The 22,093-nt window shown below is 61.1% G+C and carries 21 protein-coding genes; 7 read left to right on the top strand and 14 right to left on the bottom strand.

Annotation, left to right across the window (positions count from 1 at the left end; all coding sequences use genetic code 11):
* Positions 1 to 74: 74 nt before the first annotated feature.
* Positions 75 to 1,118: an L-glyceraldehyde 3-phosphate reductase gene (mgrA, locus tag BM062_RS14905; RefSeq protein WP_092398155.1), complete on the bottom strand. Its 1,044-nt coding sequence runs from the start codon at positions 1,116 to 1,118 to the stop codon at positions 75 to 77.
* 242 nt (positions 1,119 to 1,360) lie between these two features.
* Between mgrA and BM062_RS14900 the strand changes: the two genes are divergently transcribed.
* Both BM062_RS14900 and BM062_RS14895 read left to right on the top strand, forming a co-directional pair.
* Positions 1,361 to 3,514 (top strand): TonB-dependent siderophore receptor, encoded by a 2,154-nt coding sequence (locus BM062_RS14900; RefSeq protein WP_092398153.1) that lies wholly within the window; start codon positions 1,361 to 1,363, stop codon positions 3,512 to 3,514.
* Between the two features lie 11 nt (positions 3,515 to 3,525).
* Positions 3,526 to 5,451, top strand: coding sequence for a PstS family phosphate ABC transporter substrate-binding protein (locus tag BM062_RS14895; RefSeq protein ID WP_175501016.1), 1,926 nt, complete (start codon positions 3,526 to 3,528; stop codon positions 5,449 to 5,451).
* 51 nt (positions 5,452 to 5,502) lie between these two features.
* Here BM062_RS14895 and BM062_RS14890 read toward each other — a convergent pair whose 3' ends face one another.
* Positions 5,503 to 6,012, bottom strand: a complete 510-nt coding sequence (locus BM062_RS14890) for a DinB family protein (protein ID WP_092398149.1) — start codon at positions 6,010 to 6,012, stop codon at positions 5,503 to 5,505.
* A gap of 127 nt (positions 6,013 to 6,139) precedes the next feature.
* Between BM062_RS14890 and BM062_RS14885 the strand changes: the two genes are divergently transcribed.
* Together BM062_RS14885 and recJ are read left to right on the top strand one after the other, a co-directional pair.
* A complete protein-coding gene (locus BM062_RS14885; RefSeq protein WP_092398305.1) occupies positions 6,140 to 7,219 on the top strand; it encodes a hypothetical protein in 1,080 nt (359 codons plus the stop codon).
* The gene (gene recJ, locus BM062_RS14880; protein WP_092398147.1) at positions 7,216 to 8,910 is read left to right on the top strand and encodes a single-stranded-DNA-specific exonuclease RecJ; all 1,695 of its coding nucleotides are present in this window, start codon (positions 7,216 to 7,218) and stop codon (positions 8,908 to 8,910) included. The genes BM062_RS14885 and recJ overlap by 4 nt, the downstream gene beginning before the upstream one ends.
* A 116-nt stretch (positions 8,911 to 9,026) precedes the next feature.
* Here the strand turns inward: recJ and BM062_RS14875 are convergent, their stop codons facing one another.
* The 3 genes from BM062_RS14875 to BM062_RS14865 all read right to left on the bottom strand — a co-directional run bounded on the left by BM062_RS14875 (position 9,027) and on the right by BM062_RS14865 (position 11,525).
* The gene (locus tag BM062_RS14875; RefSeq protein ID WP_092398145.1) at positions 9,027 to 10,034 is read right to left on the bottom strand and encodes a GlxA family transcriptional regulator; all 1,008 of its coding nucleotides are present in this window, start codon (positions 10,032 to 10,034) and stop codon (positions 9,027 to 9,029) included.
* On the bottom strand, positions 10,022 to 10,624 hold the full coding sequence (locus tag BM062_RS14870; RefSeq protein ID WP_092398143.1) for a DJ-1/PfpI family protein: 603 nt from the start codon (positions 10,622 to 10,624) through the stop codon (positions 10,022 to 10,024). Before BM062_RS14870 ends, BM062_RS14875 begins: the two co-directional genes overlap by 13 nt.
* Before the next feature lie 136 nt (positions 10,625 to 10,760).
* The gene (locus BM062_RS14865; RefSeq protein WP_092398141.1) at positions 10,761 to 11,525 is read right to left on the bottom strand and encodes a hypothetical protein; all 765 of its coding nucleotides are present in this window, start codon (positions 11,523 to 11,525) and stop codon (positions 10,761 to 10,763) included.
* A 204-nt stretch (positions 11,526 to 11,729) separates the two neighbouring features.
* Here BM062_RS14865 and prfB point away from each other — a divergent pair.
* The 3 genes from prfB to BM062_RS14850 all read left to right on the top strand — a co-directional run bounded on the left by prfB (position 11,730) and on the right by BM062_RS14850 (position 15,479).
* Positions 11,730 to 12,834, top strand: a protein-coding gene (prfB, locus tag BM062_RS14860) for a peptide chain release factor 2 (RefSeq protein WP_139220064.1) whose coding sequence is annotated in 2 segments (ribosomal slippage) — positions 11,730 to 11,810 and positions 11,812 to 12,834 — 1,104 coding nt in all. Because the reading frame shifts where the segments join, the coding sequence is not laid out codon by codon here.
* A 106-nt stretch (positions 12,835 to 12,940) separates the two neighbouring features.
* The gene (lysS, locus tag BM062_RS14855) at positions 12,941 to 14,467 is read left to right on the top strand and encodes a lysine--tRNA ligase (protein ID WP_092398139.1); all 1,527 of its coding nucleotides are present in this window, start codon (positions 12,941 to 12,943) and stop codon (positions 14,465 to 14,467) included.
* A gap of 331 nt (positions 14,468 to 14,798) precedes the next feature.
* On the top strand, positions 14,799 to 15,479 hold the full coding sequence (locus BM062_RS14850) for an outer membrane lipoprotein (RefSeq protein WP_175501015.1): 681 nt from the start codon (positions 14,799 to 14,801) through the stop codon (positions 15,477 to 15,479).
* 85 nt (positions 15,480 to 15,564) lie between these two features.
* On the opposite strand, the gene iscX is transcribed toward BM062_RS14850, so the two are convergent.
* The 9 genes from iscX to iscR all read right to left on the bottom strand — a co-directional run bounded on the left by iscX (position 15,565) and on the right by iscR (position 21,963).
* Complete coding sequence (gene iscX / locus BM062_RS14845; RefSeq protein ID WP_041743587.1) at positions 15,565 to 15,759, bottom strand: Fe-S cluster assembly protein IscX; 195 nt, start codon at positions 15,757 to 15,759, stop codon at positions 15,565 to 15,567.
* Between the two features lie 29 nt (positions 15,760 to 15,788).
* The gene (gene fdx, locus BM062_RS14840; protein ID WP_092398135.1) at positions 15,789 to 16,127 is read right to left on the bottom strand and encodes an ISC system 2Fe-2S type ferredoxin; all 339 of its coding nucleotides are present in this window, start codon (positions 16,125 to 16,127) and stop codon (positions 15,789 to 15,791) included.
* A gap of 49 nt (positions 16,128 to 16,176) precedes the next feature.
* Entirely contained in the window at positions 16,177 to 18,042 is a 1,866-nt protein-coding gene (gene hscA / locus BM062_RS14835; protein ID WP_092398133.1) for a Fe-S protein assembly chaperone HscA, read from the bottom strand.
* Between the two features lie 21 nt (positions 18,043 to 18,063).
* Positions 18,064 to 18,678 (bottom strand): LysE family translocator, encoded by a 615-nt coding sequence (locus BM062_RS14830; RefSeq protein ID WP_092398131.1) that lies wholly within the window; start codon positions 18,676 to 18,678, stop codon positions 18,064 to 18,066.
* Between the two features lie 41 nt (positions 18,679 to 18,719).
* Entirely contained in the window at positions 18,720 to 19,235 is a 516-nt protein-coding gene (hscB, locus tag BM062_RS14825) for a Fe-S protein assembly co-chaperone HscB (protein ID WP_092398129.1), read from the bottom strand.
* Positions 19,236 to 19,324: 89 nt separating this feature from the next.
* The gene (gene iscA, locus BM062_RS14820; protein ID WP_014007106.1) at positions 19,325 to 19,648 is read right to left on the bottom strand and encodes an iron-sulfur cluster assembly protein IscA; all 324 of its coding nucleotides are present in this window, start codon (positions 19,646 to 19,648) and stop codon (positions 19,325 to 19,327) included.
* A gap of 32 nt (positions 19,649 to 19,680) precedes the next feature.
* A complete protein-coding gene (gene iscU / locus BM062_RS14815; protein ID WP_092357272.1) occupies positions 19,681 to 20,079 on the bottom strand; it encodes a Fe-S cluster assembly scaffold IscU in 399 nt (132 codons plus the stop codon).
* A 118-nt stretch (positions 20,080 to 20,197) separates the two neighbouring features.
* On the bottom strand, positions 20,198 to 21,451 hold the full coding sequence (locus BM062_RS14810; RefSeq protein WP_092398127.1) for an IscS subfamily cysteine desulfurase: 1,254 nt from the start codon (positions 21,449 to 21,451) through the stop codon (positions 20,198 to 20,200).
* A 17-nt stretch (positions 21,452 to 21,468) separates the two neighbouring features.
* Positions 21,469 to 21,963 (bottom strand): Fe-S cluster assembly transcriptional regulator IscR, encoded by a 495-nt coding sequence (gene iscR / locus BM062_RS14805; protein ID WP_092398125.1) that lies wholly within the window; start codon positions 21,961 to 21,963, stop codon positions 21,469 to 21,471.
* Between the last annotated feature and the right edge of the window lie 130 nt (positions 21,964 to 22,093).

The raw sequence follows: 22,093 nt of genomic DNA, 5'->3' as shown, positions 1-22,093 counted from the left end.
AGAAAAAACGGGCGCCTCTGGCGCCCGTTTTTATATCTGCAAAACAGCAGTTCTCCATCGTGTAACCTTATGGCTTATGGCGCCAGCTCTTTTATCGAACGCTCCCACAGGTTGATGCCGCCCTCCTTGGCCTGCTCGTCGATGGCCGCCAGTTCTTCTTTCGTAAAATCCAGGCGCTGCAAGGCAGCCACATTTTCCCGGATCTGGCCCGGGCTGCTGGCGCCGATCAAGGTGGTGGTCACGCGCGGATCGCGCAATACCCAGGCCAGCGCCATCTGCGCCAGGCTCTGGCCACGGGCCTTGGCGATCTCGTTGAGCGCCCGCACCCGCGCCAGGTTTTCCGGGCTCAGGTGAGCCTGCTGCAGCGAACCGCCGCCCTCGCGATTGATGCGCGAATCCTGCGGCACGCCGTTCAGGTATTTGTCGCTCAGCAGTCCCTGCGCCAAGGCGGTAAAGGTAATGCAGCCCATGCCTTCCTGTTCCAGGGTATCGAGCAAGCCGTCTTCAATCCAGCGGTTGAACATGTTGTAGGACGGCTGGTGGATCAGGCAAGGCACTTTCCAGTCGCGCAGCAGCTTGGCGGCTTCCGCGGTCTTGGCCGGCGAATAGGACGAGACGCCGACATACAGCGCCTTGCCCTGCTGCACCGCCGTCGCCAGCGCGCTCATGGTTTCTTCCAGCGGCGTTTCCGGATCGAAGCGGTGCGAATAAAAGATATCGACGTAGTCCAGGCCCATGCGCTGCAGGCTCTGATCGAGGCTGGCCAGCACGTACTTGCGCGAACCGCCGCCCTGGCCGTACGGCCCCGGCCACATGTCCCAGCCGGCCTTGGTCGAGATGATCAGCTCGTCGCGGTAAGGCCGCAGGTCCTCCTTCAGGATGCGGCCGAAATTGGTTTCGGCGCTGCCGTACGGCGGCCCGTAGTTATTGGCCAGGTCGAAATGGGTGATGCCGAGGTCGAACGCGGTGTGCACCATTTCCCGCTGGCGCGCCAGCGAGGTAGTGTCGCCGAAATTGTGCCAAAGCCCCATGGACAACAATGGCAGCTTGAGGCCGCTGCGGCCGCAGAAACGGTACTGCATTTCGTCGTAGCGCTTGCTTGATGCGTGATAACTCATGACTGGAATATTCCTTTTGACGATGGTCTGGTGGTGTCTTTGAGAATTCTGTTTTACCGGCGGGACTTGCATCCAGCAATTCTACAGAGCTCTCTTGCGTCTCGCTGAGAGCGGCCGATTTGATATTTTGGCAAATTGCGTTGTATTTTGAAAAAATCCTGCCTCACTTAATTACGAATGATTCTCATTTGTATATAATGACGCCTATTACTAAAAATAAATAGCCAGGCGAGGATAAAGTTTTGAGAAAGCAATTAGCAGGAATATGCACCGCCATGCTGGCGCACGGCGCCATTGCAGCCGATGCGCAAGCACAAGCAAACACCAGTGCGGCAGCCAGTGAAAACACGCTGCCCACCGTGTCCGTCAAAGCCAGCCGGGAAGACACGGCGGAAAAAGGCTACCAGGCAAAACGCGCCTCGGTCGGCAGCCGCAGCGATGCTGCCCTGATCGACGTGCCGCAGGCAGTCAGCGTCGTCACTTCCCAGTTCCTGCAAGACCGCCAGCCGAGCAGCCTGGCGGAATCGCTGGATACGGTGTCCGGCGTCCACATGGGCAATACGCTGGGCGGCACGCTGGATGCAATCATCAAGCGCGGCTTCGGCGACAACCGCGACAACTCCATGCTGCGCGACGGCATGCTGTCGGTCCAGCCGCGCAATTTCACGCCGACCACGGAACGTATCGAAGTGCTGAAAGGTCCTTCGTCGATGCTCTACGGCAGCATGGACCCGGGCGGCGTCATCAACGTCGTCAGCAAGAAACCGCTGCTGGAAAGCCAGCGCTCGGTCACGCTCGGCGCCACCAGCTACGGCGGCGTCAGCGAACAGGTCGACCTGACCGGGCCGATCGGCGATTCGGGGCTGGCGTACCGGCTGATCGCCGACCATGAGCGCAGCAACTACTGGCGCAACTTCGGCGAAACCACGCAATCGGTGGTGGCGCCGTCGCTGGCCTGGTATGGCCGCGATACGACGCTGTCGTTCGCCTACGAACACATGAACTATTCGGTGCCTATCGACCGCGGCACCGTCATCGATACGCGCACCGGCAACCCGGTGGCCGTGCCCAAGGAGCGCCGCTTCGACGAAGCCTACAACGTGTCGGCCGGCCGTTCCGACGCCGTCAACCTGCGCTTCGACCACAAGCTCAACGCCGACTGGACCCTGCATGGCGGCTACGGCTTCAGCCGCAGCTACTACAACGACTGGCAGGCGCGCGTGCTGTCGGTCAACTACGCCACCGGCATCGCCACGCGGCGCGTCGACTCCACCCAGAACGGCGTGCAGTCGGCGCATACGCTGACCTTGAACCTGGAAGGGAAATTCAACTGGGGCGAGGTGCGCCACGACATCGTCGGCGGCGTCGACTACATGCGCAACTACCGGGTGCTGGGCGACCTCTACCGCGGCCCGAGCAATACCCAGTTCAACATCTACAATCCGGTCTACGGCCAGCTGACGCCTGCCGGCAGCAAGATCAGCCCGGCCGACAGCGACCAGACCGACAAGCTGATCTCGCGCGGCGTGTTCGTGCAGGATTCGATGCACCTGGATGAACGCTGGATCCTGCTGGCCGGCGCACGCTACGAATATTTCAATGAACTGACCGGCAAGGGCCGTCCTTTCATCGTCGGCAGCAAGGTCGCCGCCGGACGCGCCACGCCGCGCGCCGGCGTGGTCTACAAGCTGGCGCCGGACTGGTCGATGTACGCCAGCTACAGCGAATCATTCAAGCCGAATACTTCGATTGCAACGCCGATCGGCGAGTTGCCGCCGGAACTGGCCAAGGGCTACGAGATCGGCTCGAAACTGGAAACCGACAACCTGACTGCCACGGTAGCCGTGTTCGATATCCAGAAGCGCAACATCCAGACCACGGAAACCATCGGCGGCGTCAACTACACCCGCAACGCCGGCAAAGCCAGGTCGCGCGGCCTGGAGTTCGACGCCAGCGGCCGCATCAGCCAGGACCTGAGCCTGGTCGGCAGCTACGCCTACACCGAAGCGCGCTACGCTGACGATCCCAAGCTGGCCGGCAATCCCCTGCCGAATACGCCAAAGCATTCGGCGTCGCTGTACCTGACGCGCGATTTCGGCGTCTCGCGCCTCGGCCCGGTCGAAGGCCGCGTCAGGGCCGGCGCCGGCGCCCGCGTGTTCAGCAGCCTGCCGGTGGGCGACGGCACCGGCAAGGTCTACCACCTGCCCTACGGCCGCGTGATGGATGCGTTCGTATCCTGGAATACGGTGGTCGGCGGCCAGTCGGTGGACTGGCAGTTCAACATCAAGAACATCTTCGATTCGACTTATTACACTGCCAGCTGCTGCACCGGCACGCCGTTCGTCAATATCGGCGCCGGCCGCGAGTTTACGCTCAACGCCAAGCTGAATTTCTGAGGATGGCCGGGATGAGGAAAGCATTGCTGGCTTGCGCGCTGCCGCTCCTCGCCGGGGCTGCGCATGCAGCGCCGGCGCCGGACCAGGAAATGCCAGAGTATCAAGCGCAGAGCGTGAGCTTGCCGCCCCACGCCAGCTATCTCGATGAGCAAGGCGCGATCCGCATCGGCGGCGCCGAGCACGCGCAATTCGTGATCGACCGTTTCAATGCCCTGTTCGCCGGCAGCCATCCTGGCGTGCGCTTTTCCGGCCATGTCAAGGGCACTACCGCCACCATGCCGCTGCTGACTTACGGACGGATGCTGTACGGCCCGATGGGACGCAGCGCCAATGCGGCGGAGCTGGAAGCCTATGAAAAAGCGGTCGGCGCGGCGCCGCTGGAAATCCGCATCGCCCATACTTCCGACGATGCGCAGCAGGAAATGTCGTATTCGATCGGCATCTACGTCAACCGCGCCAATCCGATCGAACGCCTGAGCGCAAGCCAGGTGGCGCGCATCTTCACCAACGGCAACCCGGACGGCGACCTCTCCCACTGGGGCCAGCTGGGCGCCGGCGGCGCCTGGAAAGAACGCGCCATCCATCCTTTCGGCACGCCTGAATATACCGGCATGGGCACCTACATGCAGTCCGGGCCGCTGCAAGGACGGACCTTCACGCCGGCGTACGAACAATGGGGCAGCACCGAAACCATCCTGAAACGGCTGGAACAGGATCCGGCCGGCATCGCGTTTGCCGCCATCGGCCACGAAAACGCGGCGCTCAGGCAACTCGCCATCGTATCCGGCGATGGCCGCAGCGAGACACGCGGCAGCCGCCAGGAGGTGGCTGCCGGTGCCTACCCTTACGGCCGTTACGTGTATTTCTATTTGCGGCGCGAACCGGGACAAGCGCTTGACCCGGTCGCCAAGGAGTACCTGCGCCTGGTGCTGTCGCGCCAGGGCCAGGAAATCATCGCCAGCCAGGCCGGCGGCTATATTCCGCTGTCGGCGGCGGAAGTCCGCGCTGAATTGCAAAAAATCGAACTGGCGGGAAGCGACGGCATCAGCGTGTCGGGCCCGGCTGCACCTGGGCTGCTGCTGGCCGGCGCGGATGACGCAACCGATCTGTTCAAGCGCTTCAACGCCATGTTTGCCCGCACCCAGTCGCAAGCTAGCATCGGCATGGCGCTCAAGGGCTCGTCGACCGGCTTGCCGGCACTGACAGCCGGCGCCGCTTCCATGGTCATCGTCACGCATGAAGCAAGCGCCGCCGAACTCGCTGCGTTCCGGCAAGCGTGGGGTTATGCGCCGTTCCTGGTCCGTATCGGCTACGCCGGTTCCGGGCAAGCAGCACCCGCCGTCTACGTCAACCGGCGCAATTCCCTGCCCAGCCTGAGCATGCAGCAGCTGGCCCAGGTGTTTACCGCGGGTTCGGCAGCGGGCAATCTGAATTTCTGGTCGCAGCTGGGACTGAAGGACGGCTGGCAGCAACGCCGCATCCACTTGTACGGGCTGCGCGACGATGGCGGCAGCGCTACCGTCTTGCGTACCGCACACCTGGGAAAATATCCCTTCGCTGCGCACTACGAAGCGCTGGACACCGCGCAAGCCGTCTTGGCGGCAGTCGCCGACGATCCTTACGGGATTGCCTTGCTCGCGCCGACCAGCGACGCTCCGATCCCCGCGTCGCTGCGCATCTTGCCGCTGTCGCCGGCCGATGGCGCCGTCGCGGTCATGCCTTCTCCTGAAAACGTGGCGGCGGGAAAATATCCGCTCTCCGTGTACCTGCAGCTGTATTTGAACCGGCCGCCCGGCAAGGCCCTCGACGGACAGCTGGCGGATTACCTGAAGATGATATTGTCGCCGGCAGGGCAAAGCCTGCTGGCCGGCGCGGCAGGCGGTTACCTGCCGCTGTCTGCCGGCGATTTGACCAAGGAAAAGAAAAAACTCGACTAGGACAAAGCTACGGACAGGGAAGCGCTATCGGCAACGCAGATGCCGGCTCCTTTAGATCGGATCTGCCCGAAGGTGTTCCGGCCGGTGCAGGAAGACGGTGAGCGTATCCCGTTGCGGCGGCACGCCGATCTGCGACAGGATACGGCCGACGGCGCCGCGATGGTAGTTGCCGTGCGTGACCACATGGGCCAGCATCTCGCCGCGGGACATGCGGCCGGCCGAACCATCGACGAAGGTGAACTCGACCACCTCTGCAAGCTCGGCTTCCGATACCGTATCGGCATACGACAGCAGCCAGCGGTCGGTTTCGCGGACCGCTGCGCGCAGGTCGGCGAGTTCCGGCGTCGCGGTGGTATTGAGCGCCTTGTAATCGTGCGGCTTGCGCTCCAGGTTTGCTTCGAAAATCCGGTCCACGACGTAGACATGGTTCAAGATGCGCGCGGCGTCGTGTTTTTCCCGCTCGTGGGATTCCGGCGGCAACGCGGCCAGCGCCGAAAACAGGGTGTCGTTGGCCCAGGCTTTGTATTCAAACAGGGTGGTCAGCAGTTTTTGTGTATTCATGGCGTCTGGTTTTGCATCGGCAGGCTGGTCGGGATTTGCTGCAATCCAGCCATTCTATGCCAAGCGCGGAATCCGCACAGGTGAAGGCAAATCGACTCAAGACCCCGGGATGCCCTACAATCGCGCCATGAGTCATTTAGATATCCTATTGCCCTTCGGCCTGCCGCCGCCGGAACTGGCGCGCGATTTATTGCGCGATTTGAAATTGCCTGCCCTCGCCACCCTGATGACGCGCGCCAAGACCGCTCCGCGGCGCCAGCTGTTTGACGATTTTGCAAGAGCCCTGCCGCATGAGATGTGGCTGGCGTCGCAATTCCCCTTGCCCGGCTTCGGCCCGGCGGCAACCGCCGCCGACCACCAGAACAGCCCTGCGCTCGCCTGCGCCGCCATGCGCGCCATGGGGCTAAGCGTTGCAGAAGGCGCCTGGTTCATGCTGCATCCGGCCCATATCCATATCGCCCGCGACCACCTGGTGCTAACCGACATCCGCCAGGTCGGCTTGAGCGATGCGGAATCGCGCGAACTGTTCGACGCTGCGCTGCCGCTGTTCGGCGAAGCCGGCCGCGAGCTGGTCTACGGCGATGCCGGCACCTGGTTCCTGCGCGCCGACGACTGGCAAGGCTTGCTGTCGTCCACGCCGGACGCCACTTGCGGCCACAACATCGATATCTGGATGCCGAAAGGCAGCGGCGACCAGGCTTGGCGCAAATTGCAGAATGAAGTGCAGATGTTGTGGTTTGCCCATCCCTTGAACGAAGGCCGCGAAATGCAGGGACGGCAAACCGTCAATTCCCTGTGGCTATGGGGCGGCGCGGTCGCGCAGCCGTCGGCACCCAGCCAGCGCGAAGTATTCAACCTGCCGGACGGCTTCGCTGGCCTCGGCCAATACGCCAAGACGGCGCATGCCGGCGTCGGCGTGAGCGAGGTAATCGCGACCAGGCCCGAACACGGCCTGCTGACTTTGAGCCAGCTGATCCAGCCGGCCTTGACCGGCGAATGGTCGGACTGGCTGCAGCAGCTGCAAGCCCTGGAAAGCGCATGCTTCGCGCCTTTGCTGCAAGCCATGCAACAACGCCGGCTCGACAGCCTGTCCCTGGTCGTCACGGACAGCGGACACACGCTTGAATTGAGCACCACCCGGCTCTCTCTCAAGAAATTCTGGCTGAAGCCAACCCTTACCGGCTTATTGCCATCGCATTCACCATGACACGCATCACTACCCGCCCCTATTCTTTCCGCGACTCCGAACGCCTGCGCCAAAGCGGTGTCCATCCGGTCCTGGCCCGCGTGTATACAGCGCGCGGCCTGCTCGATGCCAAGGAGCTTGAAAGCGAACTGAATGCCCTTATTCCGCCATCGGGCTTGCTGCACATCGACGCCGCCGCCAGCTTCCTGGCCGACGCCATCGCCGCCAGGAAAAAAATGGTGATCGTCGCCGATTACGATTGCGACGGCGCCACCGCCTGCGCCGTCGGCTTGCGCGGCTTGCGCCTGCTGGGCGCCAACATCGACTTCATCGTGCCGAACCGGTTTGAGTACGGCTACGGCCTGACGCCGGAAATCGTCGAACTGACCGCGCGCGAAAAATCGCCCGACATCATCGTCACGGTCGACAACGGCATCGCCAGCATCGACGGCGTGGCCGAAGCCAACCGGCGCGGCATCGAAGTCGTGGTGACCGACCATCACTTGCCTGCGGATACGCTACCGGCGGCGCGTGTCATCGTCAATCCGAACCAGCCCGAATGCGGTTTTCCCAGCAAGAACCTGGCCGGGGTCGGCGTCATGTTCTATGTCTTGCTGGCCTTGCGCGCGGAACTGCGCCGGCGCGGCGTGTTCGACGCCCAGAGCCAGCCGAAGCTGGATGTGCTGCTCGACCTGGTGGCGCTAGGCACCGTGGCCGACGTGGTCAAACTCGACGCCAACAACCGCATCCTGGTGGCGCAAGGCCTCAAGCGCATGCGCGCCGGCCGCATGCATGCCGGCATCGCCGCCCTGTTCCGCGCCGCCGGCCGCGAAGCGCGGCGCGCCACGCCGTTCGATCTCGGTTTTGCGCTGGGCCCGCGCCTGAACGCCGCCGGCCGCCTGGCCGATATGGCGCTCGGCATCGAATGCCTGACCACCGACGACGAAGGCCGCGCCTGGGCCATCGCCCAGCAGCTCGACGCCATCAACCGCGAACGGCGCGATATCGAAGCCGGCATGCAGGACACCGCGCTGGCGCTGCTGGACGATTTCAAGCCGCAGGACAGCACTACCATCAGCGTGTTCGACGCTTCATGGCACCAGGGCGTGATCGGCATTGTCGCCTCGCGCCTGAAGGACAAGTTTTATCGCCCGACCATTACTTTCGCGCCGGGCGGCGAAGGCTTGATCAAAGGATCGGGCCGCTCGATTCCCGGTTTCCATTTGCGCGACGCGCTGGACCTGGTTTCCAAGCACGCCCCCAGCCTAATCCAGAAATTCGGCGGCCACGCGATGGCAGCCGGCTTGACCATCCGCGCCGACGCCTTCGACGCTTTCGCCGCAGCCTTTGAAAAAGTCGGACGCGAATGGCTGGGACAAAGCCAGCTGGAGCGCGTGATTGAAACCGACGGACCGCTGGAAGATGCCTACTACACCACCCAATTCATTGAACTGATGGACGGCCAGGTGTGGGGGCAAGGTTTTGCACCGCCGCTGTTTTGCGACGAATTCAGGGTGGTCAGCCAGCGCATCCTGAAAGAGAAACACCTGAAGCTGCTGCTGGAGCGCAACGGCACCCGCTACGACGCGATCTGGTTCGGACATACCGATGAACTGGGCAGCAAGGCCAAGGTAGCGTTCCGGCTGGACGCCAATGAATACAACGGCGTGACCAAGGTACAGCTAATGGTGGAGCACGCAGAACCGACGTAATTCCCGAACGCCGAATGCAATACCCCGCGGCCCATCAATTAGGGTCAGAGTCGAATTGTTTCGCTAATTAGGGTCAGAGTCGAATTAATTGGGCAAACAATAATTCGACTCTGACCCTAATTGCTGAACTGGCGTTGCTGGCTTGGGGGGAAGTTTTCGAATTTGCTCCATACTCGGCGCAGCTGGCGGGTTGAGTTGAAACCTGCTTGCTGGGCTACCTGTTCCATGTCGAGCTTGGATTGCGTGAGCAGCTCGCGCACCAGGGCTACCCGGATGCGCTGGATGTAGTCGACCAGGCTGCTGCCGGTGTGTTCCCTGAACAGGCGCGTCAGATGGCGTTCGCTGGTGCAGGCGATTGCCGCCAGCTGTTCCAGGTCCCAGTCATGGGCCGGATTGCCGATCACGGCGTCTTGCACCCGGTGTATCGCCGGATGCAGGTGGTTGCGGCAAGCCTGCCATGGCGACAGCTGCGGATCGCTGCCGGCGCGCCGCATGTAGATCACCAGCGAGCGGGCAATCGACGCGCTGCGGGCATGGCCGGCGATTTGCGCGACTACGTGCAAGGCCAGGTCGATGCCGGTGGTGACGCCGGCGCTGGTGTAGACATTGCGGTCTTCGACAAAGATGCGGTTTTCCAATACATGCGCTCGCGGCGCAATACGCCGCAAGTCGTCGCAATGGCTGTGGTGCGTGGTGCACTGGCGGCCATCGAGCAGGCCGGCATAGCCCGCCAGCAAAGCGCCGGTGCAGCTGCACAGCAGGCGATGGGAATCCTGCCAGTGCGTGCGCAGCCAGGCTACGGCGCGCTGGTCGTTGGCGCTGGTGAAATCGTCGTCGCTGCCTACGCAGCCGTGCAGCATCAGCATAGCGTTGGCCGGCAGGCTGTCCGGCAAGTCGCTGAAACCGGTCAGGCCAAGGCCAAGCGAAATGTTGATGGTGCTGGCCGCACTGACGTAGCGCAGGTCGAAAAAATCCGCGCGGCCTTCCCGTTCCGCAATCCGGTTGGCATAACGCAGCACCTCCGCCGGACCCATCAGGTCAAGCGTCATGGTAGCGTCGCGCAGCAGGAAATAGACCGGGACGGTGGTTTCTCCAGCGCGCGCGTGGTCGGCTATTGCAGCCATCGATACTCCATCTGTTTGGCAGTGGCGGCGGCCAGTTCGGGTCCTGCCAATCGCTCGACCAGGTGCAGGCTCATGTCGATGCCTGCCGAAATGCCGCCGGAAGTCACCACTTTACCGCAATCGACCCAGGCTACGTTGCGCTTGACCGTGAGCGCCGGAAAACTTGCCTGCAAGTCATCCTGGTCTTCCCAGTGCGTGGTCACATCCAGGCCGTCCAGCAAACCGGCCTTGGCCAGCAGGAATGCGCCGGTGCAGACCGATGCCGTAATCACCGTGCCGGGATGCTGAGCTGCAATCCAGCGGATTACCGCGTCGTCATTGAGGATCGCCGACACGTCGCCGCCCGGCACGATAAGCACGTCGAGGTCGGCGGACGGCGTCAGCACGCAATCCGGCAACACCTTTATGCCGCCTCTCGCCCGCACCGGCCGCATCGCCGGCGCTACCAGGAAACATTGAAACAGGTTTGCCGCCGCGCCATTGCGGGCGGTTCGCCCGTGGACCCGCGCGGCGGTAGAAAATACTTCATAGGGGCCGGAAAAATCCAGGATTTCCACATCGTCAAACACCAGTATCCCTACGCTCAGCATGCTGCAGCCTCATCTGACATCCTGGCAGTCCGGGATCGGAGCGCCATCGTTGAGGACCATGTTAAGCGTCGGCCAGGCATTGCGAAATGCTGCGGGTAGACATATAGCGGACAAAAAAGGACATGCCGGGAATATCTCAGCGCACCGGCAAGAACTGCAGGAAACTGCCGCCCACCAGGTTCTGCATGTAGCTGATGCCGGCGCGCTTGTATTTCTCGGTCGTCATCTCGGCCAGCAAATCGATGCGGCCGATGATCTTGCCGAACTCCCGTTCAAAACTGATGTTGCGCTCGCTGTCGCTGATGTCGTTGGACAGCAGCAAAGGCTGGCCGGCGGCATTTTTCCGGCTGTTGAGTATCCACGATGCGATTTCCATGTTGCGGGCGGCGTTGTACAGGTATTGGGCGTCGAAGCCGTCGATCAGGTAGAACCTGGTTTTGCCGCCGTGGGCCACGATGATCATGTCGGCCGCGCCGTAGATAAAGGCAGCGGCCCGGTCGCCGCTGAAGTCAGGCGCCAGCGCCAGCGACAACGCCTGGACGTCATGCTTGCCTTGCAGCTCGGGCCACGGCTGGCGCGTTTCGATGGCGTCGCGCACGCGCTTGATCGCCAGCTCGCGGCTGGCGGCGGTCTTTTTCCATTCGGCGGGATTGCGCCGGTACAATTTATCCAGCAGGCGGTACAGGCTGTCGAGATTGTCGCGCATGCCGAGAGTAGCGAAACGGTTGACATCGGACTGCGCCAGTTCGCTGCCGCTGGTGGAGGAGCCCTGCACTTCGCCGTGCGGAGCCGGGGTCGGCGCCAGCAGGCCGCAAGCGCTGAGCGCCAGGCACAGCAAGGCCATCGGCAGATACGATGGCAAAACAACATCGCAGCGATGGATTCTTGCCTTAATCGACATGGGCGGCTGGGTCGGGCTGGTAAACTATCAAGCGTGCAATCCATTCTAAGCGGTTGCAGCTTCGATATCCGGCTTCTTGCAATGGTTCACATTTGTGCATATTTGCTGCAAAACAGCCGTCAATCAGGGACAAAACGCAAACTGCAGCGCCATCTGCCATGCTGCTGGCGTATAATTTAGGGTTTGATTGCAAAAGAGCCGAAAATGGAAGCCGAACGCTTAAATTCCCTACAAAACCTGCTTGCGGACCTGACCAGCCGCGAAGCCGAACTACGGAGGTATCTTTGACTTCGATACGAAGTTAGAGAAACTCGACCAGGTCAACGGCGAACTGGAAGATCCGGAAGTCTGGAACGACCAGAAGCGCGCCCAGGACCTGGGCAAGGAAAAGAAATCGCTGGAAGCCATCGTGCTGACGCTGACCAAGATCGAAGCCGACCTGCGCGACACCACCGATCTGTTCCAGATGGCGCGCGAAGAGCAGGATGAAGAAACCATAGAGGCGGTCGAAGCCGATACGGAAGGCCTGCGCAAGCTGGTCGAAGGCATGGAATTCCGCCGCATGTTCAGCAATCCGATGGATCCCAACAACTGCTTCATCGACATCCAGGCCGGCGCCGGCGGCACCGAGGCGCAGGACTGGGCATCGATGCTGCTGCGTCAGTACCTGCGTTATTGCGAACGCAAGGGTTTCAAGGTCGAGATCCTGGAACAGTCCGACGGTGAAATCGCCGGCATCAAGACCGCTACGCTGAAAGTCGAAGGCGAATACGCCTACGGTTTCCTGCGCACTGAAACCGGCGTGCACCGCCTGGTGCGCAAGTCGCCTTTCGACTCTGCCAACGGCCGCCACACCTCGTTCTCCAGCTTGTTCGTGTACCCGGAAGTGGATGATTCGATCGATATCGACGTCAACCCGGCCGACGTCCGCGTCGACACCTACCGCGCCTCCGGCGCCGGCGGCCAGCACATCAACAAGACCGACTCCGCGGTGCGCCTGACGCATATGCCGTCCGGCATTGTGGTGCAATGCCAGAACGACCGCAGCCAGCACCGTAACCGCGCCGAAGCGTGGGACATGCTGAAAGCCAAGCTGTACGAACTGGAACTGCGCAAGCGCATGAGCGAACAGCAGAAACTGGAAGACTCCAAGACCGACGTCGGCTGGGGCCACCAGATCCGCTCTTATGTGCTGGACCAGTCGCGCATCAAGGACCTGCGCACCAACTTCGAGAGCGGCAACACCAAGGCCATCCTCGACGGCGACCTTGACGATTTCATCGCCGCTTCGCTCAAGCAAGGCGTATAAACTGCAAATCCGGTTGCAAACCATGCCGCGGGCAGCGTCCGCGGCATTGCCTTCCCCGCCGCTACACAGACAGACGTTTCACCGCATCATTTGAAAAGACACTGACATGACGACAGACACTCAGCAGCAACCTGTCCCGCAAGACGAAAACAAGATCATTGCGGAACGCCGCAGCAAGCTCGGCGCCCTGCGCGCGCAAGGCGTGGCCTTTCCTAACGACTTCCGGCCAACGCATAAGGCAGCCGCGATCCAGGCCGAATACGCGGCGCAGGAAAACGAAACGCTGGACGCTGCTGCAGTCAAGGTCGTGGTCGCCGGCCGCATGATGCTGAAACGCGTGATGGGCAAGGCTTCCTTCGCCACCCTGCAGGACGCGTCCGGCAGCAAGGCCGACGGCCGCATCCAGCTGTTCATCACCAAGGAAAACATCGGCGAAGCGGAATACGACAGCTTCAAGCACTACGACCTGGGCGACATCCTCGGCGCCGAAGGCACGCTGTTCAAGACCAAGACCGGCGAGCTGTCGATCAAGGTCACCACCCTGCGCCTGCTGACCAAATCGCTGCGCCCGCTGCCGGACAAGTTCCACGGCCTGGCCGACCAGGAAACCAAGTACCGCCAGCGCTACGTCGACCTGATCATCAACGAAGATACGCGCCGCACTTTCAAGGTGCGCACCGCGGCGATGTCGTCGATCCGCCGCTTCATGGAAAAGAACGACTTCATGGAAGTCGAAACGCCGATGCTGCACGCCATCCCCGGCGGCGCCGCGGCCAAGCCTTTCATCACCCACCACAATGCGCTGGACATGCAGATGTTCCTGCGCATCGCGCCTGAGCTGTACCTGAAGCGCCTGGTGGTCGGCGGTTTCGAACGCGTGTTCGAAGTCAACCGCAACTTCCGCAATGAAGGCGTATCGCCGCGCCACAATCCAGAATTCACGATGATGGAATTCTATGCGGCTTATGTCGATTACCAATGGCTGATGAACTTCACCGAGCAGGTGATCCGCCAGGCCGCGATCGACGCCCACGGCACCGCCACCCTGACCTACCAGGGCCGCGAGCTGGACCTGAGCAAGCCGTTCCAGCGCCTGACCATCGTCGGCGCCATCAACAAATACGCGCCGCAATACCAGGACGCGCAGCTGCAGGATGCCGAATTCATCAAGGCCGAGCTGAAAAAATTCGGCGTCAAGCCGCACGCCCACGCCGGCCTCGGCGCGCTGCAGCTGGCGCTGTTTGAAGAAACCGCCGAAGGGCAGCTGTGGGATCCGACCTACATCGTCGACTATCCGGTCGAAGTGTCGCCGCTGGCGCGCGCCTCCGATACCGTGCCCGGCATCACCGAACGTTTCGAACTGTTCGTCACCGGCCGCGAAATCGCCAACGGCTTCTCCGAGCTGAACGATTCGGAAGACCAGGCCGCGCGCTTCCAGGCGCAGGTTGCAGCCAAGGACGCCGGCGACGAAGAAGCCATGTACTTCGACGCCGACTACATCCGCGCGCTGGAATACGGCATGCCTCCGACCGGCGGCTGCGGCATCGGCATCGACCGCCTGATGATGCTGATCACCGACTCGCCCAACATCCGCGACGTCCTCCTGTTCCCGCACCTGCGCCGCGAAGACTAAATCATCAACATGCTCAGTCAAATGGGGTCAGAGTTTTTTTACGACAGTCTCATCGTCGTAAAAAAACTCTGACCCCATTTGACGTACCACGGAATACAAATCTATGCAGTCGCCAGGATTAATTCGACTCTGACCCTAATTATTCGCAGTCGCGAGAATTAATTCGACTCTGACCCTAATTATTCTAATTATTGGCCTGTTTTGCAGTTTTTCCGGGTAGCGCTTAAACTCGTTACATAAGGATACATCTGACACATTATCAACATAGCGTTCGTTATCTGAACCTTTGATAATTACATTAGTCAACAAACAAAAATTCCTGGAGGTAATAATGGACAGCCCGAAACCAAACAACCGCATTCACCCTTTGGTTGCTGCTGCTGCGGTAGCAGTTACCTTGGCCAGCCTGGTAGGCGTAGCCGCCATGACCGGCCTGTTTCCTAGCTCGAACTCGACGCCGGCGCCGGTAGCGGCCATGTCGGCGGCGCCTGGGGACTATAACAGCCAGCAGCCTGGCGCCCTGCCGCAGGCAAACGGTGCGCCGGCGGGCCAGAACGGTTATTACCAGCAACAGCAGCAACCGGTCCAGGCTCAGCAGCAACAACAGCCGCGCTCGGCGCCGCGCCCGGAATATGCACAGGCTCCGCGCCAGTCGGAACCAGCGCCGCAGCCATCCGTCTGCCACAGCTGCGGCCGGGTTGAATCGATACAAGCGATCCAGCATGCAGTCCCGCCTAGCGGCCTGGGGATTGCCGCCGGCGCAGTGCTGGGCGGCGTGCTCGGCCATCAGGTCGGCCATGGCAACGGTAATACCCTGGCGACTGTAGCAGGCGCTGTCGGCGGCGGTTTTGCCGGCAATGAAGTGGAAAAACGTACCCGCACCAACACCACCTACCAGGTCGTGGTGCGCATGGATGACGGCAAGGTGCGCACCTTCCCGCAATCCAGCCAGGGATGGCGTGTCGGCGATCCGGTGCAGGTCGTCAACGGCCACCTGGAAGGCCGCGGCTGATACCGGTTCGGTCAATAAAAAACCCGCTGTCGCTACGATTGTAGCCACAGCGGGTTTTTTATTGCGCCGGCGCTTCTTAAGTCTCTTAGCGGGCTTCTTCTATCCAGGCTGCCTGTATCGCTTCCAGGATTTTTTCGCCGGAGCGGTTTGGCTCGTCGTCGAAGCCGTCCAGCTCCAGCACCCACTTGTGCAGGTCGGTAAAGCGGATCTTTTCTGGATCGGTATCCGGGAATTTGTCGTACAGGGCTTCGGCAACGCGCAATGTATCAGTCCATTTCATGGTGTCGGTCATGGTGCTGGTCCTCTGGCTTAGTGGTTTTCGCTGGCGTGGTTGATCGTGTACTTCGGAATCTCGACCACCAGGTCTTCCTCGCCGAGGATGGCCTGGCACGACAGGCGCGAGGTTGCTTCCAGGCCCCAGGCCATGTCCAGCAAATCCTCTTCCTTGTCATCCAGCTCGCCCAGCGACGCAAAACCTTCGCGCACCACTACGTGGCAGGTGGTGCAGGCGCAGGATTTCTCGCAAGCGTGTTCGATCTCGATATCGTTCGCGAGCAAGGCGTCGCACACGGATTGGCCCCGCGGGGCTTCGATCACGACGCCTTCGGGACAGTAAGTAGGATGGGGCAATACGACGATTTGGGGCACTTGGTTTACCTCGGGAATAGGTTGAGTCTTTATGAATTTGTACGGTTTTCTATGACACCTGGTCCAGCGTCTTGCCGGTCAGCGCATCATGTACGCTGCGGTCCATGCGGCGTGCGGCGAATTCTTCGGTGCCGTGCGCCAGTGCATCGACCGCGGCCTTGATCGCCAGGTGATCCGTGCCCTGCGCCTGCCCGCGCACGGCATCGATCAAGGCGGCTATGTCGGCCCGTTCCTGCTCCGACAGCAAGGCAGCGTCGGCTGCCAAGGCCGATTCGGTAGCCAGCACGATACGCTCGGCTTCCACCTGCTCTTCTTTCAGTGCGCGCGCCTGCATGTCGACGTCGGCCGAAGCGAACGATTCCTGCAGCATCCTGGCGATGTCGTCATCCGCCAGGCCGTAAGAAGGCTTGACGCTGATCGACGCTTCCACGCCGGAGCGCAGTTCGCGCGCCGAAACCGACAGCAAACCGTCGGCATCGACCTGGTAGGTCACCCGTATCCGTGCCGCGCCGGCCGCCATCGGCGGAATGCCGCGCAGCTCGAACTTCGCCAGCGAACGGCAATCGCTGACCAGTTCACGCTCGCCTTGCAGGACCTGGATCGCCATCGCGGTCTGGCCATCCTTGAAGGTGGTGAATTCCTGCGCACGCGCGCAAGGGATGGTCGAGTTACGCGGAATCACCTTCTCCACCAGGCCGCCCATGGTTTCTATGCCCAGCGACAGCGGGATCACGTCCAGCAGCAGCCAGTCGTCGCCCGGGGCGCGGTTGCCGGCCAGCAGGTTGGCCTGGATCGCGGCGCCCAGCGCCACTACCTTGTCGGGATCGATATTCGCCAGCGGCGTTGTTTCGAAGTAAGCGCCGACCGCCTTGCGGATGCTCGGCATGCGGGTGGCGCCGCCGACCAGCACCACGCCGTCGACATCATCCACGGTCAGTTCGGCATCGCGCAGCGCCTTGCGCGTCGGCGTCAGGGTCTTCGCCACCAGGTGCTGGGTGATCTCGTCAAAGATCGCCGACGTCAGTTGCAGATGCACTTGTTCGCCCGAATTCAGAGCAGCATCGATGCTGACTTCGGTTTTGGTGGAAAGCAGTTCCTTGGCTTCACGCGCCTTGACCATCAGCACTCGCGTATCCTCGTCGGACAGCGGCGCCAGTCCTGCCTGCTGGCTGATCCAGCAAAATATCCTGTGGTCGAAATCGTCGCCGCCCAGCGCCGAATCGCCGCCGGTGGCCAGCACTTCGAACACGCCCTTGGTCAGCTTCAGGATCGAGATGTCGAAGGTGCCGCCGCCCAGGTCGTAGACCACGTACACGCCTTCCGAAGCGTTATCCAGGCCGTAGGCGATCGCTGCCGCGGTAGGTTCGTTGAGCAGGCGCAGTACATTCAGGCCGGCCAGCTTGGCCGCATCCTTGGTCGCCTGGCGCTGCGCGTCGTCGAAATAGGCAGGCACGGTAATCACGGCGCCGACCAGGTCGTCGCCCAAGGCGTCTTCCGCCTGCTGGCGCAGAGTCGCCAGGATTTCGGCGGAGATTTCGACCGGGCTCTTGACCCCGGCCGCCGTCTTCAACTGCACCATGCCCGGCACATCGAGGAAATCGTAAGGCAGGTTTTCGGCGTAGGCGATATCTTTCAGGCCGCGCCCCATGAAACGCTTGACCGACAGGATGGTGTTCTTCGGATCGGTGGTCTGCGCAGCCTGCGCCTTGTAGCCGATATGCGCATTGCCGTTCGGCAGGTAGCGCACGATGGACGGCAGCAAAGGCCGCCCCGCTTCATCGTTGAGCACCTCGGGAATGCTGTTGCGCACCGTGGCGACCAGTGAATTGGTGGTGCCCAGGTCTATCCCCACCGCCAGCCGATGCTGGTGCGGTGCGGTCGACATGCCCGGTTCGGAAATTTGTAAAAGTGCCATAGGGTGTTTTCTTCTATTACTTTATTGTGGCAAAGCGATGCGGATACCGAGCGCGATAAACGCAGAACCCGCCAGCCGGTTCATGGTAGTGGCGGCCGATTTCTTGCGCTGGAAAAACGCGCCGACCATGCCGGAAAACAGGGCGACCACGCTAAAGATGGCCAGCGCCTGCAAGATGAAGATAGCCGCCAGCAGCAGCATCTGCGCCGGGATATGGCCCGCGCCGGCGTTGACGAACTGCGGCAGGAAGGCGATGAAAAACAGCGTCACCTTCGGATTCAAAATATTGGCGATCACGCTTTGCCAGTAGATGCGCGACAGCTTCATCGGCTCGGCAGCCCCCTGCAGCTGGATCGCCGAATGCGAACGCAAGGTGCGCACGCCGATGTAAACCAGATAGGCCGCACCGGCATAACGCAACAAGGAATACGCCAGCGGCGACGCCTTGATCAGCGCAGCGAAACCCAGCACCGCCAGCATGGTATGGAAAATCAGGCCGGAACTGAAACCCGCCGCGGCGACCAGGCCGGCCTTGCGGCCCTGGGTGATGCCGCGCGTCAGCACGTAGATATTGTCCGGCCCCGGCGCCAGGGTCAGCGTCATTGCGGCGATCAGGAATAACCAGATTTCAGGCATGCTCGTACTCGACTAATGATATTGAACTTACAGCGTTGATCTTACGATTCGAGAACGGCGAACGCATTGCCGATCTCTTCCCCAAATTTTTCCAGGAACATCAGCTGCCGCACGTATTGCGCAGCCTGCTGGAAATCCTGCGCATCCAGTAAAGCGCCTATGCGCTGCAGGTCGGCCTTGCGCGCCGCGCGCAGTTCAAGGTCCAGCTGCTCCAGCGCCGCCAGGTCCTTGCCGGCGCGCGCGTCGTCCAGCGTTTCGCGCCATTCCATCTGCTGCATCAGGAACGCCGCCGGCATCGCCGTATTCGACTCCGCCTGCAGCTCGACGCCGTTCAGCTCGCACAGGTAGGCGGCGCGCTTGAACGGGCTTTTCAGGGTCTGGTAAGCCTCGTTGGCGCGCGTGGTCCATTGCATCGCCACCCGCTTCTCGGCGCCGCTGGCGCTGGCAAAACGGTCGGGGTGCGTCTGGTTCTGCACCTCGTGATAGGCGCGGTCCAGCGCCGCGCTATCCAGCGTGAAGCGTTGCGGCAAATGGAATAGTTCAAAGTGATTTTGCATGGCTCTTAAAACAAAAGCCTGTTGGAGTGCAACAGGCTTGGTCATCCATCTGGTCCAATGTGATGCGGATCAAGCAGGCAGGTCCAGCGTCAGATCCGGAAACTTTCGCCGCAACCGCACTCATCCTTGACGTTCGGGTTGTAGAACTTGAAGCCTTCGTTCAAACCCTCGCGCGCAAAATCGAGCTCGGTGCCGTCGATGTACGGCAAGCTCTTGGGATCGACAAACACCTGGATCCCGTGCGATTCGAACACTGCATCTTCGTCAGTCTTCTCATCCACGTATTCCAGCTTGTAAGCCAGCCCCGAGCAACCGGTAGTGCGCACGCCAAAGCGCAGGCCGATGCCTTTGCCGCGCCGTTCGATATAGCGGTTGATGTGCTTGGCCGCTTTTTCCGTAAGTGTGATTGCCATATGCCGTCGATCTCTTTTCGCTAGATTGGCTTTTACGCTGCCTGCTTTTGCTCGCCGTGCTTGGCTTTGTAATCCTCAACCGCAGCCTTGATCGCATCTTCAGCCAGGATCGAGCAGTGGATCTTGACCGGCGGCAGCGCCAGTTCTTCGGCGATCTGGGTATTCTTGATCGACATCGCCTGGTCCAGCGTCTTGCCCTTGACCCATTCGGTCACCAGCGACGACGAAGCGATCGCTGAACCGCAACCGTAGGTCTTGAACTTGGCGTCCTGGATGATGCCGTCGGCGCCGACCTTGATCTGCAACTTCATGACGTCGCCGCATGCAGGCGCGCCGACCATGCCGGTGCCTACGGTTTCGTCGCCTTTTTCAAAAGCGCCGACGTTGCGTGGGTTTTCGTAATGGTCCAAAACTTTTGCTGAATAAGACATTTTGCTACTCCTTGTTTGAGCCGCGGCGGTAACCTCTCACCGGCCGCAGAGGAATCAGTTGAGGACAGAGTAATTCGCCACGCTGCGGTGGCTCTTAAACTCTGTCCCCAATTAGTTACTAATGTGCCGCCCATTGGATCGTACTGATATCGATCCCGTCCTTATACATATCCCACAGCGGCGACAGCTCGCGCAGTTTCGCAACTTTGGCCTTGATCAGTTCAATCGTGAAATCGATGTCTTCTTCGGTCGTGAAACGGCCGATGGTGAAACGGATCGAGCTATGCGCCAGCTCGTCGCTGCGGCCCAGCGCGCGCAGCACATACGAAGGCTCCAGGCTGGCCGAAGTACAGGCCGAGCCGGACGACACGGCGATGTCCTTGATCGCCATGATCAGCGATTCGCCTTCAACGTAGTTGAAGCTGACGTTGAGGTTATGCGGCACGCGGTGCGCCATGTCGCCGTTGACATACACTTCTTCGATCGTTTGCAGGCCGTTCGCCAGGCGGTCGCGCAGTGCCTTGATGCGGACGATTTCTTCATCCATTTCTTCACGGGCGATTTCAAAAGCCGCGCCCATGCCGACGATCTGGTGGGTAGGCAAGGTGCCCGAACGCAGGCCGCGCTCATGGCCGCCGCCGTGCATCTGCGCTTCCAGCCGCACGCGCGGTTTGCGCCGCACGTACAGGGCGCCGATGCCCTTCGGACCGTAAGTCTTGTGGGCAGTGAAAGTCATCAGGTCGACCTTCCATTTTTCCAGGTCGATGGCGACCTTGCCGGTGGCTTGCGCCGCGTCGCAATGGAAAATGATGCCCTTCTGGCGGCACAGTTCGCCGATTTCCTCGATGGGCTGGATCACGCCGATTTCATTGTTGACCAGCATCACCGAAACCAGGATGGTGTCGGGACGGATCGCGGCTTCCAGCTGTTCCAGCGTGATCAGGCCATTGTCTTGCGGCTGCAGGTAAGTCGCTTCGAAACCTTGGCGCTCCAGTTCGCGCACCACGTCCAGCACGGCTTTGTGCTCGGTCTTGACGGTGATGATGTGCTTGCCCTTGGTCTTGTAGAAATTGGCTGCGCCCTTGATCGCCAGGTTGTTGCCTTCGGTGGCGCCGGAAGTCCAGATGATCTCGCGCGAATCGGCGTTGACCAGCTTGGCGACCTGCTCGCGCGCATCTTCCACGGCTTTTTCAGCGGACCAGCCGTACATGTGGCTGCGCGAAGCCGGATTGCCGAACTGCTCGCGCAAATAAGGGATCATCTTGTCGGCCACGCGCGGATCGATAGGCGTGGTTGCCGAATAGTCCATGTAAATCGGGAAGTGAGGCGCCTTCAATGTGTCTATCAGGCTTTTTTCCAAGGGTGCGTTCATACTTTTTCTAGCTCCAATCAAGCGACCAGGTGGGACCTATGCATCACCACCACATTTTGTTCCAGGGTCTTCCTCTGCTGCGCCTGCTGCTGCGCATGTTGCTGATCCACCAAATCCTTCAGCGACACCGAATCCAGGTATTCGACCATCTTGGCGTTCAAGGTCGACCACAGGTCGTGTGTCATGCAACGGCTGCCGCCCTCATGGTCCGGGCTGTGGCAGTTTTCCTTGCCGCCGCACTGGGTCGCATCCAGCGGTTCGTCGACCGCGATGATGATGTCCGCCACCGTGACGTCTTCGGCCTTGCGCGCCAGGTTGTATCCGCCGCCTGGCCCGCGCACGGATTCAACGATCTGGTGACGACGCAATTTACCGAACAATTGTTCCAGATATGACAGGGAAATCTCTTGACGCTCGCTAATTGCGGACAAAGTTACCGGACCTTTGCCTTGGCGCAATGCCAAATCGATCATCGCAGTTACCGCAAACCGGCCTTTTGTAGTCAGACGCATGTAATCTCCGCTCTTGAACCTATCTATCCGTGTATCCCGAATGCTGGATTACGCAGTGTTGTGACAGTATACCAAACTTGAGTGAATCCGTCAGGTATTGCCCGATTCCTGGAATCCCGCGCCGGACATG

It is taken from the genome of Collimonas sp. OK412, from assembly GCF_900112135.1.
Taxonomy (GTDB): Bacteria; Pseudomonadota; Gammaproteobacteria; order Burkholderiales; family Burkholderiaceae_D; genus Collimonas; species Collimonas rhizosphaerae.
This window is presented reverse-complemented; position numbering and strand designations above follow the sequence as displayed.

Excerpts from the sequence above, each read along its gene's own strand:
- BM062_RS14830 (WP_092398131.1), bottom strand. The coding sequence starts at position 18,678 with ATGCCTGAAATCTGGTTATTCCTGATCGCCGCAATGACGCTGACCCTG.
- BM062_RS14895 (WP_175501016.1), top strand. The coding sequence starts at position 3,526 with ATGAGGAAAGCATTGCTGGCTTGCGCGCTGCCGCTCCTCGCCGGGGCT.
- BM062_RS14865 (WP_092398141.1), bottom strand. The coding sequence starts at position 11,525 with ATGTCGATTAAGGCAAGAATCCATCGCTGCGATGTTGTTTTGCCATCG.
- hscA (WP_092398133.1), bottom strand. The coding sequence starts at position 18,042 with ATGGCACTTTTACAAATTTCCGAACCGGGCATGTCGACCGCACCGCAC.
- iscX (WP_041743587.1), bottom strand. The coding sequence starts at position 15,759 with ATGAAATGGACTGATACATTGCGCGTTGCCGAAGCCCTGTACGACAAA.
- iscA (WP_014007106.1), bottom strand. The coding sequence starts at position 19,648 with ATGGCAATCACACTTACGGAAAAAGCGGCCAAGCACATCAACCGCTAT.
- hscB (WP_092398129.1), bottom strand. The coding sequence starts at position 19,235 with ATGCAAAATCACTTTGAACTATTCCATTTGCCGCAACGCTTCACGCTG.
- BM062_RS14870 (WP_092398143.1), bottom strand. The coding sequence starts at position 10,624 with ATGCTGAGCGTAGGGATACTGGTGTTTGACGATGTGGAAATCCTGGAT.
- BM062_RS14875 (WP_092398145.1), bottom strand. The coding sequence starts at position 10,034 with ATGGCTGCAATAGCCGACCACGCGCGCGCTGGAGAAACCACCGTCCCG.
- BM062_RS14810 (WP_092398127.1), bottom strand. The coding sequence starts at position 21,451 with ATGAACGCACCCTTGGAAAAAAGCCTGATAGACACATTGAAGGCGCCT.
- iscR (WP_092398125.1), bottom strand. The coding sequence starts at position 21,963 with ATGCGTCTGACTACAAAAGGCCGGTTTGCGGTAACTGCGATGATCGAT.
- iscU (WP_092357272.1), bottom strand. The coding sequence starts at position 20,079 with ATGTCTTATTCAGCAAAAGTTTTGGACCATTACGAAAACCCACGCAAC.
- mgrA (WP_092398155.1), bottom strand. The coding sequence starts at position 1,118 with ATGAGTTATCACGCATCAAGCAAGCGCTACGACGAAATGCAGTACCGT.
- lysS (WP_092398139.1), top strand. The coding sequence starts at position 12,941 with ATGACGACAGACACTCAGCAGCAACCTGTCCCGCAAGACGAAAACAAG.
- BM062_RS14850 (WP_175501015.1), top strand. The coding sequence starts at position 14,799 with ATGGACAGCCCGAAACCAAACAACCGCATTCACCCTTTGGTTGCTGCT.
- recJ (WP_092398147.1), top strand. The coding sequence starts at position 7,216 with ATGACACGCATCACTACCCGCCCCTATTCTTTCCGCGACTCCGAACGC.
- BM062_RS14885 (WP_092398305.1), top strand. The coding sequence starts at position 6,140 with ATGAGTCATTTAGATATCCTATTGCCCTTCGGCCTGCCGCCGCCGGAA.
- BM062_RS14890 (WP_092398149.1), bottom strand. The coding sequence starts at position 6,012 with ATGAATACACAAAAACTGCTGACCACCCTGTTTGAATACAAAGCCTGG.